The following is a 15127-nucleotide window of genomic DNA, read 5'->3' as shown; positions in this document are numbered from 1 at the left end:
GTCGCCCGCTCTGGGAATAGGCGAGAACGCCGATGCAGACCCGGAGGTCGGCTGCCTAGCGTCGGCTGCCCCGGACCCAGGAGGAGCGATGACCACCACCTCGACCCGCGAGGCCACCACCACCGACGAGCCCTACCCGGACGCCGTGCCGTGGGGGCTCCCGGCCGCTGTGGGCGGGGCGCTCGCGCTCGCGGTCTGCAACGCGCTGGTGGGCTACACCCCCGGCCAGCAGGACATCGGCTCGACCACCGACCTGGTGCGCGTCGTCGACGAGCACCGGCTGCTGACCGAGGCCGTCGTGGCCACCGGCCTGCTGGCGGTGGCGCTGCTCGTGCCCGGCATCTGGGCGGTCACCGCCGTGCTGCGCCGTCGGGCTCCGCGCCTGGCCGGCCTCGGTGGCTGGGCCATGGCGACCGGGTACGTCTTCAGCATCGCGCTCAGCGTGGAGTCGTCGGTCGCGCTTGCCGTGGCGCGCAGCGGCGAGGACCCGGCGACCTACGCCGAGGCGATGAACTCACACCTGCCGGTCACGAGCATCGCGCTGTACGCCGTGTTCGGCCTCGGCGCGCTCGGCGGCGGCCTGCTGCTCGGAGCCGCGATGCTGCGCCAGCGCGACGCGGTGCCGGTCTGGGCGGGCGCGGCCCTGGTCGCCTCGGAGCCGGTGCGGGTGCTCGGCCTGGTGCTCGGCCTCCCCTGGGGCCCGCCCCTGGCCTCGGTGCTGATCGCGGTCGCCTTCGCCGGGGTGTGGCGCACGTGTCGTCCCGACGTCGGGTGAGGGGCGACCGGTTCACGCCCGGGCGGGCACTCCCTTGCGCCAGGCGCTGTAGGAGGTGAGCCGCTGCCCGGCCGGACGGGCCAGCCACGGCCAGGGGTGCAGCTCGGCGACGTCGACCGCGGCGGAGCGGCGGGCGAACCCGGGCACCGGGGCGAAGGTCGCGGCCACGGGGGTGCCGGCCAGCTCGTCGCCCACCCGGCCCCGACGCACGTCGACCTCACGGCGCTCGGCCAGGTCGGCGAGGCACTCGGCCAGGAACACCAGGCGCTTGCCGGACAGGCGCAGCGAGCGCAGCAGCGGCTCGTCGTACACGAAGACGACCGGGAGGTCGGGGTGGGCCGCCAGCGCCGGGTCGGCGTCGCCCAGCGACTCCGCGGTGAGCCAGACCGCTGCCGGCTGGCCGCCGGGCTCGACGCGCTCCGGTCCGGCTCCCGGGCCGGTCGTCTCGTCGTACCTCGCGAGGGGGCTCCGGGCGACCGACGGCCCGCGCTCGGCGTCGGGCCAGCCCTGGATCGGGCAGGCGTCGCGCAGCGGGCAGGAGCGGCACAGCTGCGGTGCGCGCTTCTCGACCTGCCAGCGGCTGAAGCCGTAGGGCTTGCCGGTCCCGCTGCCGACCGTCCACTGCCAGCCGAGCCGGTTGGCCGCGCGCGACCCGTCGAGCAGGTGCCGGAAGAAGTCGTCCTCGCCCTCGCGCCAGTCGCGGCCGTGCCGCACCGTCCAGTGGGAGGCCCACCACATCCGCGTCTGGTTGACCAGCCAGCCCTCGCCCTCGAGCGACTCGCGCAGCCACGAGGTGCACGCCATGTCCTCGTCCCACTCCGGGGGAGCGGACGGATGCGGGGGGTCGTAGCGCAGCGGGCCACGCGTGGCGGTGCCGGCGCGGGCGTAGACGTGGCGGGCGTACTCCTGCCACAGCAGCTCGTCGCGGTAGCGCCGTCGGTCCGAGGACGGGGCATCGGCGACGGCCTCCCACACCTCGGGCAGGCTCAGCAGCCCGTGCCGGACGTACGGCGAGAGCCGGGTCGCCCCGCGCCGCGACTCCGGCAGCACCGTCGACCTCGACCGGGCGTAGCCGGCCACGTCGATGGTCGCCAGCGCGAGGTCGGCCGCCGCCTGGCCGCCCCGGTGGCCCCCGGCGCGGACCCCGTCGGGTCCCTCCAGGGTGAGGTCGCCGAGGTGGGCGGCGACCCACGCCACCACCGCCCCGGTGTCGTCGACGTCCGGCAGCGGGGGGAGGGTGGGCACCCGCCCAGACTGCCAGCCGGGTCGCGACGGGGTCGTCGGTGCCGTCGGGCAGGATGCGCCCATGCGCGACGTGACGGCTGCGGCCCCGACCAGCCCGCTGGAGACGCTGCGCACCGTCTTCGGCTACCCCGAGTTCCGGGGGGAGCAGGCGGCCGTCATCGACACCGTGGTGGCCGGGGGAGACGCCCTGGTGCTGATGCCGACCGGCGGCGGCAAGTCGCTGTGCTACCAGGTGCCCGCGCTGGTCCGGCCCGGCACCGGCGTCGTCGTCTCGCCGCTGATCGCGCTGATGCAGGACCAGGTCGACGCCCTCGCCGCGCTCGGCGTGCGCGCCGCCTTCCTCAACTCCACGCAGGACCCGCAGGAGCGACGGCGCGTCGAGACGGCCTACGTCGGCGGCGAGCTCGACCTGCTCTACCTGGCGCCCGAGCGGCTCTCGGTGGCCTCGACCCTGCAGCTGCTCGACCGCGGTGAGATCTCGCTGTTCGCGATCGACGAGGCCCACTGCGTCTCCTCCTGGGGCCACGACTTCCGTCCCGACTACCTCCAGCTCGCCGTGCTGGGGGAGCGGTGGCCCGGCGTCCCGCGGATCGCGCTGACCGCGACCGCGACGCAGGCGACGGCCGCCGACATCGTCGAGCGGCTCCACCTGGGCTCGGCGCGCACGTTCGTCGCGGGCTTCGACCGGCCCAACATCGAGTACCGCATCGTGCCCAAGGCCAACCCCCGCGCCCAGCTGCTCGACCTGCTCCGCACCGAGCACGCGGGCGACGCCGGCATCGTCTACTGCCTCTCGCGCAGGTCGGTCGAGGAGACCGCCGCGTTCCTGGTCAAGAACGGCATCACCGCGCTGCCCTACCACGCGGGGCTGGACGCCTCCGTGCGCGCGGAGCACCAGGCGCGGTTCCTGCGCGAACCCGGTCTGGTGATGACCGCGACCATCGCGTTCGGCATGGGGATCGACAAGCCCGACGTGCGCTTCGTGGCCCACCTCGACCTGCCCAAGTCGGTCGAGGGCTACTACCAGGAGACGGGACGGGCGGGCCGCGACGGCGCCCCGGCCACCGCCTGGCTGGCCTACGGCCTGGCCGACGTCGTCCAGCAGCGGCGGATGATCGACACCTCCGAGGGCGACGCCGCCCACCGTCGCCGGCTGGGCCAGAACCTCGACGCCATGCTCGCGCTCTGCGAGACGGTGGAGTGCCGCCGCGTACAGCTGCTCGCCTACTTCGGGCAGGAGTCGGGCCCGTGCGGCAACTGCGACACCTGCACCAGCCCGCCACAGACCTGGGACGGCACGGTCGCCGCGCAGAAGCTGCTCTCGGCCGTGGTGCGGCTGCACCAACGCGGCCAGCGCTACGGCGCCGGCCACGTCGTCGACATCCTGCTGGGCAACGCCACGCCGCGCGTCACCCAGCTCGGCCACACCGACCTGACCGTCTTCGGCATCGGCACCGAGCTCGACGCCGCCGGCTGGCGGGGCGTCGTGAGGCAGCTGCTCGCGCGGCGGCTGCTCGCCGTCTCGGCCGACAGCTACGGCACCCTCCAGCTCACCCCGGGGTCCGACGAGGTGCTCCGCGCGGGACGCCAGGTGCCGCTGCGCACCGAGGCGCCCAAGCCGCGTCGCCGCTCGAGCGGCGGCAGCCGCGCCGCGGCGGACGCCACCCCGCTCGACGCCGCGGGCGAGGCGCGCTTCGAGCGGCTGCGTGGCTGGCGGGCCGCGACGGCCAAGGAGGCCGGGCTCCCGGCGTACGTCGTCTTCCACGACGCCACGCTCCGCCAGGTGGCCGCCGAGGTGCCCGCCGACAAGGCGGCCCTGGCCGGCATCTCCGGCATCGGGGCCGGCAAGCTGGAGAAGTGGGGCGATGCGCTCCTCGAGGCCCTCGGGGTGCTCGAGGACCAGCCCATCGCGCCCGGCGACGGTTCCTAGTCGACCGGTCCCGCCGGAGGGCGGTAGCCGGGGCGTCCGCTGGTGCCGGCCGAGCGCAGGGCGGCGCGGCCGACGGCCTTGGCCGAGCGCGACAGCGCCGACTCGGGGGCACCCGAGATCGACGGGGGCATGACCACGACGGGGCAGGAGGCGGCGTACACGATCCGGTGCGCCAGCAGCGGGGACATCGACGCCGTGCGGGGCGCGTCGATGACCAGCAGGTCCGCGTCCCGGGCCTGGTCCAGCAGCCCGCGACGCTTGCCGCCGCGCACCACCCGGAGCTCGGCCTCGTGGTCGGCCCCGAGCACCTCGGCGACGTCGCGCTCCAACGTCGCCTGCTGCTGGGCGTGCAGCGCGGCCGGGTCCTGGGGGATCCGGGACGCGGTGCCGGACGGGGCACCCGGGACGTGGGTCGGCTGGTAGACCCGGACGGCGACCAGCCGCCCGTCGTTGGCCTCGGCCTGGGCCCGGGCCCACACGAGCGCCGTGGGTGACTTCGACGTCGCGCTCACGCCGACGACGACGGTGTAGGGCTGCTGCTGCTCGTCCATGTCGTGCTCCTCGGGTGGGTGGTGGCTCAGACCGGGAGGAGGGTCTTCTGGTTGCCGTCCTCGTCGAACTCGGTGAGGGGCGGCGCGATCTCCTCCAGCGACTTGCCCTCGGCGTCGACGCCCCACACGGCCGCGACCAGGGCGCCGAAGAGCATCACGCCGGTGGCGAGGAGGTAGCCCCAGAACATCGGCGTGCGGTCGGTGCCGTCGCCGATCAGGGCACCGTAGAGCACCGGACCGAGCGCGCCGAAGACCTGCGCGACGCAGAAGAAGTAGGAGATCGCCTGGCCGCGGACCTCCTGGGGGAAGGTCTCGGAGACGGTGAGGTAGCCCGCCGACGCACCGGCGGAGGCGAAGAAGAACGCCACGCACCAGAACGCCGTGTGCGTCACCGCGGTGAGGACGTCGGCCTGGAACAGGAAGGCCGAGATGCCGAGCACGATGCCGCTCGTGGCGTAGCAGCCACCGATCATCTTGCGCCGGCCCACGGTGTCGAACAGTGGGCCCAGCAGCAGCGGTCCGAGCAGGTTGCCGATCGCGAAGGGGAAGAAGAACAGCGCGGCCTGCGAGGCGCTCAGGTCGTAGAAGTTCTTCAGCACCAGCGCGTAGGTGAAGAAGATGGCGTTGTAGAGGAAGCTCTGGGTCACCATCAGCGTCAGGCCCAGCACCGTCCGCGTGGGGTAGAGCTTGAAGAACACGTAGGCCAGCTGCTTGCCCGTCAGGCCCTTGCCCGCCTTGATCCAGCGGGCCTCGGAGTCGTCGTGGTGGGGCAGCTCGATGCCGGACTGTCGCACCCGGTCCTCGATCGAGGAGACGATGACCTCGGCCTCCTCGGCCCGGCCGTGGGTGAGCATCCAGCGCGGGCTCTCGGGGATGTGGCGGCGCAGGTAGATGATGCCGAGACCCAGCACGGGGCCGATGAAGAACGCGATCCGCCAGCCGAGGTCGACCGCGAAGCGGTCGGTGTCGAGCAGGATCGAGCTGGCCACGGCACCGAGCGCGGCGCCGGCCCAGTAGGTGCCGTTGATGGCGAGGTCGACCCGGCCGCGGTGCTTGCCGGGGATCAGCTCGTCGATGGCGGAGTTGATGGCGGAGTACTCGCCACCGATGCCCATGCCCGAGATGAACCGGCACACCAGGAACAGCTCCATGGTGGGCGCCAGGCCCGCGAGGGCCGCACCCACGAGGTAGACGGCCAGGGTCAGCGTGAACATCTTCTTGCGGCCCAGCGTGTCGGTGAGGCGGCCGAAGACCAGCGCGCCCACGACCTCGCCGATGAGGTAGACCGTGCCCGCCAGGCCGACCTGGGCGGCGCTCATGCTGAGCGTCTCCTCGAAGCCGCCGGCCGCGACGATCTGGACCTCGAGGCCGTCGAGGATCCAGGCGGTCCCGAGACCGAAGATCACCATCCAGTGGAAGCGCGACCAGGGCATGTCGTGCATCCGGGCCGGGATCAGGCTCTTGATCGGCCGCTCGTGCGTCGTCGTGGAACTGGACATGGGCAAGTTCTCTCTCACGGAGGGGTCGCGCTCTGGGCCGAGCGTGACGACGCTCACTACCCGCTGGACTGTAGTCACAAACAACCATGCCGGGGAGGGGGCGCACCGGCGCTCGCGCCGCGCGGGCGGGTCGGTCACCGTCTGGCAGCCCGGGTGGTCTGGTCCACCGCCACGTCACCGGCCCGGGTGCGTGCGCGTCCGACCGTGCTGGCCGATGATCGCGAGACCGCCGGACCACGGGGCTCCGGCACTCACTCGGGGGACGCCATGACCACGACACCGGACCGCAGGACCTGGAGCAGGTGGCTGGCCACGGGCGCAGCCGCCTCGGCCGCCCTCGCCGGGGTGGGCCTGGCCGGCCCCGCGGCGCAGGCCGAGCCCACCGCGGCGCCCGAGCAGTGCCCCGCCGCGGTCCCTGTCGAGGACCTGCGCCGCGGCGACGACGTCACCGGGCGCACCGTCACCTCCGGCACCACGCCCGAGGCCTTCACCGGGACGGTGCTCGGCGTCCTCGAGGACGGCATCACCTCGGGGGTCGACATGGTGCTGGTCGACCTGCACTCCACGGCGGTCGACCGCGCCGGCATCTGGAGCGGCATGTCGGGCTCGCCGGTGTACGCCGCCGACGGCCGGCTGATCGGCGCCGTGGCCTACAGCCTGGGCGCCGGCCCCTCGACGGTCGCCGGGGTCACCCCGGCGACCGAGATGTACCGCCTGCTGACGCCCGCGCAGGGCGCCACCACCGCCCCGCGCGTCGCCGCGCCGCTGACCGCCGACCTGCAGCGCTCGGTCGCCCGGGCGGGTGCCGCCACCGGGGCCACCACGATGCGCCGCCTGCGCGTGCCCGTCGGCCTCTCGGGCCTCGGCGCCGAGCGGGTCCGCAGCCTCGCTCCCGCGCTGAACAGCCAGGGCGTGCACCTCGCCGACACCGCGGCCGGTGCGCCGTCCGCCGAGCGCATCCCGGTCACGGCCGGCGGCAACCTGGCCGCGTCGATGGCCTACGGCACCCTGACCGCCGCCGCGGTCGGCACCGCCACCGCCGTGTGCGGCGAGGAGGTGCTGGGCTTCGGGCACCCCATGAACTTCACCGGCGCCAGCACGCTCAGCCTGCACGGCGCCTCGGCCACGCACATCCAGGACGACTCGCTCCTCGGCGGCTTCAAGGTCGCCAACATCGGGGCGCCGATCGGCACCGTCGACCGCGACCGGTTGGCCGGCATCCGTGGCCGCGAGGGCGCGCTGCCCCGCAGCCACGACGTGCGCACGACCGCCACCCAGGGCACCGACACCCGCACCGCCCTCACCCACGTCACGGTCGGCTCGCTGGTGCCCGAGATGGCGTTCGGCACCACCATCGCCGCGCAGGACCGCGTGCTCGACCGCGTCGGCGGGGGCCAGGCCACCACCCGCTGGCGGGTGACCGGCACCCGCAAGGACGGCTCGCCGTTCACCTACACCCGCTCCAACCGCTACGCCGACCCCGCGGACATCTCCGCCACCACCGCCTCGGCGCTGGCGATGGACCTGCTGGCGCTGCAGGACAACCCGGGCGAGGTCGTCCGGATCACCGGCGTCGACGCGGCCACCACGGTCGAGGACACCTACGCGACCTACCGGTTGGCCTCGGTGCAGTACCTCCGCGGCGCGAAGTGGGTCACCCTGCCCCGCCGGGGCGCCACGCTGCCGCAGGGCCGGACGGTGAGGCTGCGGGTCACGCTGACCTCGCGCGAGGCGGCGTCGCGGGTCGTCTCCTCCAGCATCACGGTCCCGCCGCGCTCGGCCGGCCGGCCCGGACTCCTCGTCGTCCGCGGTGGCGGGGAGGACCTCTACTCCTCGGAGGACTTCTTCGAGGACGAGGAGGAGTTCTTCGGCGAGGACGGCCCGGCTCCCTCGGCGGCGACCTTCCCGGCGCTGCTGAAGTCGCTGTCGAGCGCCCCCGCCAACGACGAGGTGGTCACCTCGCTGCAGCTCGCCGGACGCGGCGCGGCAGCCCGCGAGCGCACGACCCGGGTCGACGCCGACCGGGTCGTGGGCGGGGCCAAGCTCTACGTCGTCCGCGCCACCCGCTGAGCCGGGTCGGGTCACGGGTCAGGTCCAGTACAGGACCCGGCAGGCGGGCAGCCGCTCGGCGAGCTCGGTGGTGAACCACCCCCGGAGCTCGGCCATCACCTCGCGCGGGTAGACGTGCTTGGTGGTGCCGAACTTGCCGCGCTTGACCGAGCGGCGCGCCTCGTCCATCTCCAGGGTGGTGCGGGGGTACCACCCGGTCAGGACCTCCTTGCTGCCGGCGGTGAAGCGGTGCGTGATCAGCTCGGCGGTCAGGTCGAGGCCGGGCACGTCGTCGAGGGCGCGAGCGACCAGGTCGAGCAGCTCGCCGTAGTGCTCGCGCCAATCCTCGAGCGGCATGATCGGCGCGATCGTCAGCCCCACCGGGTAGCCCGCCAGCGCGAGCCGGCGCACGGCCTCCAGGCGCTGCTCCAGCGTGCTGGTCCCGCCCTCCCAGCGGCGGGTCACCGGCAGGCAGTTGACGCTGAACCGCACCCGCGTGCGGCCCCCGTGCTCCATGGCGAGGAACGGGTCGACGTCGGCGAACTTGGTCGTCCACCGCAGCTGCACCGGGGCGTCCCACGCGCCGAAGTGCTCCACCGCCCGCTGCCAGCTCCCGGTCAGGTGGTCCAGCGCCAGCGGGTCGCTGTAGCAGGAGGCCTCGAAGGTGGTGCCCTCGTGGCTGCGCGCGGCCGACCGGCTCGTCACCTCGCCCGTCCCGACGTACGACGTGAGGTTGGCCAGGATGCCGTCGAGGTCGGCGTACACCCGGGTGACCGGGGGGCCGGACAGCGACCCGGCGAGGTAGCAGTACTGGCAGTGCGCCGGGCAGCCCTCGGCCAGGTCGACCCGCCAGTCGGCGCTGGGGGAGATGGGCTGCAGCCGCCGCTTGCTCGGCGGGCTGACCACCACGGCCAAGGTGGACTTGGCCCGGGCGTAGGTCTCCCGGTCGGTCTCGCCGCGCACGCCGGTGAGCCGGTTGGCGGTGAGCCGCTCGACCTCGATCCCGAGCGCCTCGACCCGGGCGACGATCCGCTGCCCGTGCGGCTCGTCCAGCGCGGCCGGCGTCACGACCACGCGCTTCGGCGTCCACCGGCGGGCCGACCGGGCGGGCGGGGCGAGCTCGGAGAGGTCCCGCTCCACGGCGGCCTCGCCGCTGGCGCTGTGGGGCTGGGGCTCGACGTCGGGGGCCAGCGGCTGGCTGAGGTCGACGCCCGGTCGCTCGGTGGAAGTCACCCCCTGGCCGTACCCGATCGGTCGCGGTCGGGTGGTCCGGAGGCCCGGGAGCCATCGACCTGCCCGGTTCGTGACGGTCTGGGGGAGTCCCGGACGCGGACCCCGTGAGGTGGGCGGCCCGGGGCACGTCCTGGTCGCGGGGCAGCACCTAGGCTCCTCCTGCCGGGCCGTGGCGCCCGGGGCTGCGACGACACGAGCGGGGGCGAGGGTGCAGCGGATCCTGGACGACCTGCACGTCTTCGTCGAGATGACCGAGGCGATCACCTCCGACCTCGACCTCGACCGGGTGCTGCAGTCGGTGACCGACGCCGGCACCCGGCTCTCCGCCGCCCGCTTCGGTGCGTTCTTCTATCGCTCGGTCGACGACGGCGCCGAGCGCGGCGGGCTCCGGGTGATCTCGGGCGACGGCCGCCGCGAGTTCGCGCACCTGCCCGTGACCCGGCTGGTCGAGCTGTTCTCCGCCACCTTCGCGGGTCGCGAGACGGTGCGGCTCGACGACGTCGGCGACGACCTGCCCGAGGAGGTACGCCGCGGCCGGCGACCGCTGCGCAGCTACCTCGGCACCCCCGTCGTGGCCCGCTCCGGCGAGGTCATCGGGGCGCTGCTGTTCGGCCACCCCGAGGTCGCCGCCTTCGACCAGCGCAGCGAGGACGTGGTGCGGCTGGTGGCGACCCAGGCGGCCGTGGCCGTGGAGAACGCCCGCTCCTACGCCGAGGAGCAGCTGGCCCGGCGGGCCGCCGAGCAGGCCGCCGAGCGGCTCGCGCTGCTGCAGACCATCACCTCGCGCCTCGCGCGCGCCGTCGACCGCGACCAGGTGCTGGTCGCGGTCGTCGACGCCCTGGTCGGTCCGCTGGGTGCGAGCCGGGTGGGGGTCTACCTGCGCGAGGGGGCGGTCTACCGCGCGGCGGCCGGCGTCGGCGCGGCGCCGGCCCGGGACGCGGCCGTGGCGCCGCAGCGCCCGCAGCACGGGGAGTTCCCGGTCGACGGGGACAACCCGGTGGCCGTCTGCGCGGCCGAGCGTCGCCCCCTCGTGCACAGCTCGGTGGCAGACCTGGCCGAGCGGTTCCCCGAGGTGGCGGCGGTGGTGACGGGCATGGAGGCCTCGGTGCTGCTCCCGCTGGTGGTGGGGGAGCGGACGTTGGGCGTCCTGGCGCTGGCGTGGCGCGAGCCGCGGATCTTCGACGCCGTCGAGCTCGCGTGGCTGCGCAGCGCGGTCGAGCAGCTCTCCCTGGCGCTGGTGCAGGTCGAGCTGCGCGACTCCGAGGCCGCGGCCCAGGCCGCCCTGCGCGACAGCGCGGCGTACGCCATCTCGGTCTCGCGGACGCTGCAGCGCTCGCTGCTGCCCCCGGCGCTGCCGGACGTGGAGTCGCTCGCCGTGGCGGTGCGCTACGTGCCGTCGGTGGTCGACGCCGAGGTCGGCGGTGACTGGTACGACGTGATCGCCACCCCCGACGGGGCCGTGGTGCTGGTGATCGGCGACGTGCAGGGCCACAGCATCGGAGCGGCCGCGGTGATGGGCCAGCTGCGGGTGGCGCTCAACGCCTACCTCGTCGAGAGCCACCCGCCCCACGTCGCGCTGTCGCGGGTCAACCGCGTGATGGAGACGCTGCGCACCGACGCGATCGCCACCTGCTGCCTGGTCCGCATCGACCCCGCCACCGGGCACGTGGCGGTGGTCCGGGCCGGGCACACCCTGCCGGTGCTGTGGCGGGCCGACGGCGAGGTGACCGAGCTCGAGGGCGACGGCGGCATCCCGCTCGGGGTGCTGCCGGAGTGGGAGTGGCCCACCACCGAGCTCCACCTCGGGGCGGGCGACCGGCTGCTGCTCTACACCGACGGCCTGGTCGAGGTGCCGGGCGAGGACGTCGACGACGGCGTGGCGGCGCTGCTCCGTGCCGTGGCCTCGACCGGCGCCGGGGCACGCGACGCCGCGGCGCGGGAAGGCGAGGTCACCGGCCACGCCCGTCAGGAGCGGCTGGAGGGCGACGTCGACGCCGTGCTCGCCCAGGTGGGGATGCGCACGCGCGACGACGTCGCCGTGCTGGCCTGCGAGTACGCCGGCCCGGCCGCGAGCTACCGGCGCGAGGAGCTGCAGGTGACCACGCTGCCCGAGGTCACGGCGGCGCGCGAGTTCGGCCGCCGCACCCTGACGCGCTGGGGCCTGGTGCACCTCGACGACACGGTGTCGCTGCTCGTGACCGAGCTGGTCACCAACGCCCTGGTGCACACCGACGGTCCGGCGCGGCTCGAGCTGCGACGCCACGAGGGCGCCGTGCGCGTGATGGTGAGCGACTCGCTGTCCAAGGTGCCCCGCCCCCGGGCGGTCGACTCCGACGCGACGGGCGGGCGCGGCCTGCTGGTCGTCGGCGCGCTGTCGATGGGGTGGGGCGTGGAGCCCCACGGCGAGGGCAAGACCGTCTGGGCCGACGTCCGGGCCTGACCCGTCCGACGGGCGGGATCCCCGATCCGGCGCCTCCGCTTAGTCTAGTATTTCGGTGTACTGAGTTGACTTTGACCGAGCTGCAGGAGGAACCGTCATGACCGTGGTGCGCGAGCCGAGGACGAGCAGGGAGCGACTCCGGTCCACGGACGTGCGCGCCTGCCTCGACCCCGACGCGGTGCCCCCGGTGCAGGCGGCCTCCTCGCGGCGCACGGCGGAGTGGGTCCGGGGCCTGGACCGCCTCTCCCGGCGGCGTCCCGACGCGGTCGGCACCAGCCCGTTGGCCCGGGTGGCGCTCGACGCCCTGCGGGCCTCGGTCTAGTGGGCGCACGACGCGCCACGCGCGCCCGGGCCTCCGGGTCGGTGCGCCTGGCCCGCTTCGTCGCGGACCCGCAGCGCAGCCTCGACCGCCTCGACCGGGTCTCCCGGCTGTGGCCGGTCTCGGCCTGCTTCGGGGCCTTCGCCTACGTCGCCGTGCGGTCGGCGGTCGGCGGCCACGGGTCGGCGGCCGCGATCTACGCCGCCCTCGCCGCGGCCTTCGTCGCGCTGCTGCTGTGGCTGCTGCACCTCGACGCGCGGGTCACGCACCCGCCGGAGCCGCGACCAGGGCGCTGACGAGGCGGTCGACGGCGGCCGGCTCGGCCTGGGCCAGGAACAGCGACGGCTCGACGAGCTCGACCTCGAGCACGCAGCAGCCGCCGTCGTCGTCGCGCACGACGTCGACCCGGGCGTAGGCCGGGGTGCCCAGCAGCCCCACCACCACCTCCATCGCGGCGTCGCCGACGGCGACCTGGTCGGCCGTGGCCTCGTGCGGGGCGTTGGTCTCCGCGGCGAACAGGTCCTCGACCGCCCCGGCACGTGGCACCGCCACGCGCTTGCTGGCGGCGTGGCTGAAGCGCCCCTGCAGGTAGACGAGCGGCCACTCGCCGTCGGTGGCGACCGAGGCCAGGAACGGCTGCACCAGCACGGCCCGGTCGGCGGCGTGCAGCCGGGCGACGTGGGCGAGCGCGACGTCGTGGTGCTCGGGGCCGTAGGTCGCGGTGTCGCGGCTGCCCGCGCCGACCGCCGGCTTGACCACGAAGTCACCCCCGTCGAGGCCGTCGAGGTCGGCGGGCTCGCCGGGGAGCAGGAAGGTGGTCGGCGTGATCGGCACGCCGGCCGCGTCGAGGTCGCGCAGGTAGTGCTTGTCGAGGCTCCAGCGCACCGTCGCGGGCGGGTTGACCAGGTCGGTGGCCGCGGCCACCCGGTCCAGCCACGGCAGGAACTCCGCGAGCCGCTCGGGGTAGTCCCACGTCGAGCGCAGCACCGCGCGGTCGTAGCCCGCCCAGTCCACCCGGGGGTCGTCCCAGTCGACGACGTCGACCACCACGCCGGAGCGCTCCAGCGCCGGCACCACCAGCGGCTCGTCCTCGTCGCGGCCGCGCGCGGCCCGCGTCGTCACCCACGCCAGTCGTCCGATCACGCTCCGCAGCGTGCCAGGTGCCACCGACAGGTGGGGGGCCACCGGGTGGGCCCTCAGTCGCCGGGGGCCGTCAGGCCGAGCAGGTCCCGGGCCGCGGCGGAGCGGGCGAGCGCGAGGTCGAGGACGTCGGGGCGGGCGGCGTACCACGCGAGCTGGGCCTGTGCGACCGTGCCGGCGGTGACGGGGCGGCCGCCGACGAGCCAGTCGGGGCGAGGCGCGTCGTCGAGACCGTGGGCCGCGACCACGGCCGCCTCGAGCGGCGCGACCACCGAGGTGAGCAGCGGCCGGTCGCCGGTGGTGGCCCGCGCCTGCAGCCCCAGGGCCGCGCGGACCCGCGCGGCGACCGGCTCGAGGAGGCGGTTGCCGGGGTGGTTGACGGTGCGGACGGTGTCGCCGGCCGGGCGCCGCAGCAGGTCGCTCACGGGGACCGCGCCCGCGGCGGCCTCCCGCCGGGCGAGCTCGGCCACGGAGGCGTCGGCGACGGCGAGGACCCGGTCGGGTGCGGCGGGGCCGGGGTCCGGGGCGGTGCGGCCGGCGCGACGCAACGCGGCCTCGGTGACGAGGCGGACGTCGTGGTAGGCCACGACCGGCGGCTCGGGGTCGACCAGGCCGGGCGGGTGCATCACGAGGTGCCACGGGTGCAGCCCGGCGTAGCGGATGATCGGGACCGGGGCGACCGCGGCCGTGGGCGGCAGCTGCGCCACCTGCTGCTCGGTGCCGATCGGCAGCCCGCGGTAGTCGGCACGCACGGGCTGGGCGACCAGCAGGTCGGTGCGCGCGAGCCAGCGGTGCAGCGGCTCGACCTCGTGGGGCCGCACGTCGTGCAGCGGCGGCAGCCGCACCGTGCGCACGTCGTGGCCGTCGAGGAGCAGCCGCAGCGACTCGGCCTGGCAGTTGCCGGTGACCACGAGCACCGGACGACGCTCGTCACCGGGACCGGCGAGGAAGTCGCGGTAGTGCCCCTCCTCGGCCGCCGACCGGCGGACCAGGGGAGGGGAGGCGTCGGGCCAGGTGGTCGTCACGGCCCCAGTCTGTCCCGGGCCGCCCCGCCCCGGCCGGCCCGGTGGGCGGCGGCGAGGATGCGGGGGTGGTCGGTGACGAGCTGGTGCTGCGCGTGGTGACGGCCAACGCCGCGTCCGGACGCGACCGCCGCGGCCGGATCGACCACGCGCGGTGGGCGGGGGCGGTCGCCGAGGCCCAGCACGGGCTCGACGCCGACGTCTGGGCGGTGCAGGAGGTCGACCACCGGCTGCCGCGCTCCGGGCGGACCGACCAGACCGCGGAGCTGGGCTCGGCGCTCTCGGCGCTCTCGGGGGGCGCGACGGCGTGGTCGTCGACCTTCGCGGCGGCCGTGCTCGGGGAGCCGGGGTCACCGGGTGGTGTCCGGCCGGCCACGGGGCCGGATCCGGATGCTGCGTCGTACGGCGTGGCGCTGCACTCACGGCTGCCCGTGCGGGCCACCCACCGCCTGCACCTCGGGCCCTCGCGGCTGCAGGTCCCGGTGCCGCTGCCGCCCGGCGCCGACCGGCGGGTGCTGTGGGTGCCGGACGAGCCGCGGGTCGCACTGGCGGCCGAGCTGCTCGCCCCGACCGGCCCGGTCACCGTGGTCACCACGCACCTGTCCTTCGCCCCCTGGCAGGCCCGGCGCCAGCTCCGCACCCTCCTGGCGTGGGCCGCCGACCTGCCCCGCCCGCTGGTGCTGCTGGGCGACCTCAACCTCGCCGGGGGCACGCCGGGCCGGGTGACCGGCCTGCTGGGCTCGGGGTCGGCGCCGACGTATCCCTCCCACCGGCCGCGACGGCGGCTCGACCACGTGCTGCTCGACGCGGGCGGGACGGCGCTGGCGCTGCGGGACCGGGGTACGCCGCGGCTCGGCGGGTCGGACCACCTGGGCGTCGCCGCCGAGGTCCGGTCGGGCGACCACCGGCGGTTCGGCTGAACCC

13 protein-coding genes are annotated in these 15127 nt (G+C 75.5%); 7 read left to right on the top strand and 6 right to left on the bottom strand.

Annotated elements, in window-relative coordinates; genetic code table 11:
* The first annotated feature begins 88 nt into the window (after positions 1 to 88).
* Complete coding sequence (locus ASG49_RS07880) at positions 89 to 775, top strand: hypothetical protein (protein WP_056539253.1); 687 nt, start codon at positions 89 to 91, stop codon at positions 773 to 775.
* A gap of 12 nt (positions 776 to 787) precedes the next feature.
* On the opposite strand, the gene ASG49_RS07875 is transcribed toward ASG49_RS07880, so the two are convergent.
* Positions 788 to 2020, bottom strand: coding sequence for an FAD-binding domain-containing protein (locus tag ASG49_RS07875; RefSeq protein WP_056539249.1), 1233 nt, complete (start codon positions 2018 to 2020; stop codon positions 788 to 790).
* 61 nt (positions 2021 to 2081) lie between these two features.
* Between ASG49_RS07875 and recQ the strand changes: the two genes are divergently transcribed.
* Entirely contained in the window at positions 2082 to 3950 is a 1869-nt protein-coding gene (recQ, locus tag ASG49_RS07870) for a DNA helicase RecQ (protein WP_056539246.1), read from the top strand.
* Here recQ and ASG49_RS07865 read toward each other — a convergent pair.
* Positions 3947 to 4501 carry a universal stress protein gene (locus tag ASG49_RS07865; RefSeq protein ID WP_056539243.1) on the bottom strand — a complete coding sequence of 185 codons (555 nt, stop codon included), beginning with the start codon at positions 4499 to 4501 and terminating at the stop codon, positions 3947 to 3949. The genes recQ and ASG49_RS07865 overlap by 4 nt on opposite strands.
* A 26-nt stretch (positions 4502 to 4527) precedes the next feature.
* Positions 4528 to 6000 (bottom strand): MFS transporter, encoded by a 1473-nt coding sequence (locus tag ASG49_RS07860; protein ID WP_056539240.1) that lies wholly within the window; start codon positions 5998 to 6000, stop codon positions 4528 to 4530.
* A gap of 267 nt (positions 6001 to 6267) precedes the next feature.
* Here ASG49_RS07860 and ASG49_RS07855 point away from each other — a divergent pair, with 267 nt between their 5' ends.
* Positions 6268 to 8070, top strand: coding sequence for a hypothetical protein (locus tag ASG49_RS07855; RefSeq protein ID WP_056539237.1), 1803 nt, complete (start codon positions 6268 to 6270; stop codon positions 8068 to 8070).
* Positions 8071 to 8088: 18 nt separating this feature from the next.
* Here the strand turns inward: ASG49_RS07855 and ASG49_RS07850 are convergent, their stop codons facing one another.
* Positions 8089 to 9282: a radical SAM protein gene (locus tag ASG49_RS07850; RefSeq protein ID WP_235561949.1), complete on the bottom strand. Its 1194-nt coding sequence runs from the start codon at positions 9280 to 9282 to the stop codon at positions 8089 to 8091.
* 208 nt (positions 9283 to 9490) lie between these two features.
* Here ASG49_RS07850 and ASG49_RS07845 point away from each other — a divergent pair, with 208 nt between their 5' ends.
* From ASG49_RS07845 to ASG49_RS07835, 3 genes are all read left to right on the top strand, one after another.
* Positions 9491 to 11722: a SpoIIE family protein phosphatase gene (locus ASG49_RS07845; RefSeq protein ID WP_056539234.1), complete on the top strand. Its 2232-nt coding sequence runs from the start codon at positions 9491 to 9493 to the stop codon at positions 11720 to 11722.
* Positions 11723 to 11819: 97 nt separating this feature from the next.
* On the top strand, positions 11820 to 12044 hold the full coding sequence (locus ASG49_RS07840) for a hypothetical protein (protein ID WP_056539231.1): 225 nt from the start codon (positions 11820 to 11822) through the stop codon (positions 12042 to 12044).
* The gene (locus ASG49_RS07835; RefSeq protein WP_056539228.1) at positions 12044 to 12337 is read left to right on the top strand and encodes a hypothetical protein; all 294 of its coding nucleotides are present in this window, start codon (positions 12044 to 12046) and stop codon (positions 12335 to 12337) included. The genes ASG49_RS07840 and ASG49_RS07835 overlap by 1 nt, the downstream gene beginning before the upstream one ends.
* On the opposite strand, the gene ASG49_RS07830 is transcribed toward ASG49_RS07835, so the two are convergent.
* Positions 12303 to 13184, bottom strand: a complete 882-nt coding sequence (locus ASG49_RS07830; protein WP_056540031.1) for a RimK family alpha-L-glutamate ligase — start codon at positions 13182 to 13184, stop codon at positions 12303 to 12305. The genes ASG49_RS07835 and ASG49_RS07830 overlap by 35 nt on opposite strands.
* 53 nt (positions 13185 to 13237) lie before the next feature.
* The gene (locus ASG49_RS07825) at positions 13238 to 14206 is read right to left on the bottom strand and encodes a WcbI family polysaccharide biosynthesis putative acetyltransferase (RefSeq protein ID WP_056539225.1); all 969 of its coding nucleotides are present in this window, start codon (positions 14204 to 14206) and stop codon (positions 13238 to 13240) included.
* A gap of 65 nt (positions 14207 to 14271) precedes the next feature.
* Between ASG49_RS07825 and ASG49_RS07820 the strand changes: the two genes are divergently transcribed.
* The gene (locus ASG49_RS07820; protein WP_056539221.1) at positions 14272 to 15123 is read left to right on the top strand and encodes an endonuclease/exonuclease/phosphatase family protein; all 852 of its coding nucleotides are present in this window, start codon (positions 14272 to 14274) and stop codon (positions 15121 to 15123) included.
* Positions 15124 to 15127: the final 4 nt, after the last annotated feature.

Source organism: Marmoricola sp. Leaf446, from assembly GCF_001424755.1.
Classification (GTDB): domain Bacteria; phylum Actinomycetota; class Actinomycetes; order Propionibacteriales; family Nocardioidaceae; genus Marmoricola.
Note: the sequence above shows the minus strand (reverse complement) of the source record. Positions and strands in the feature narration are given on the sequence as shown.

Bases quoted from the DNA above. Each gene is read 5' to 3' on its own strand.
- ASG49_RS07880 (WP_056539253.1), top strand. From the start codon at position 89: ATGACCACCACCTCGACCCGCGAGGCCACCACCACCGACGAGCCCTAC.
- ASG49_RS07840 (WP_056539231.1), top strand. From the start codon at position 11,820: ATGACCGTGGTGCGCGAGCCGAGGACGAGCAGGGAGCGACTCCGGTCC.
- ASG49_RS07865 (WP_056539243.1), bottom strand. From the start codon at position 4,501: ATGGACGAGCAGCAGCAGCCCTACACCGTCGTCGTCGGCGTGAGCGCG.
- recQ (WP_056539246.1), top strand. From the start codon at position 2,082: ATGCGCGACGTGACGGCTGCGGCCCCGACCAGCCCGCTGGAGACGCTG.
- ASG49_RS07860 (WP_056539240.1), bottom strand. From the start codon at position 6,000: ATGTCCAGTTCCACGACGACGCACGAGCGGCCGATCAAGAGCCTGATC.
- ASG49_RS07855 (WP_056539237.1), top strand. From the start codon at position 6,268: ATGACCACGACACCGGACCGCAGGACCTGGAGCAGGTGGCTGGCCACG.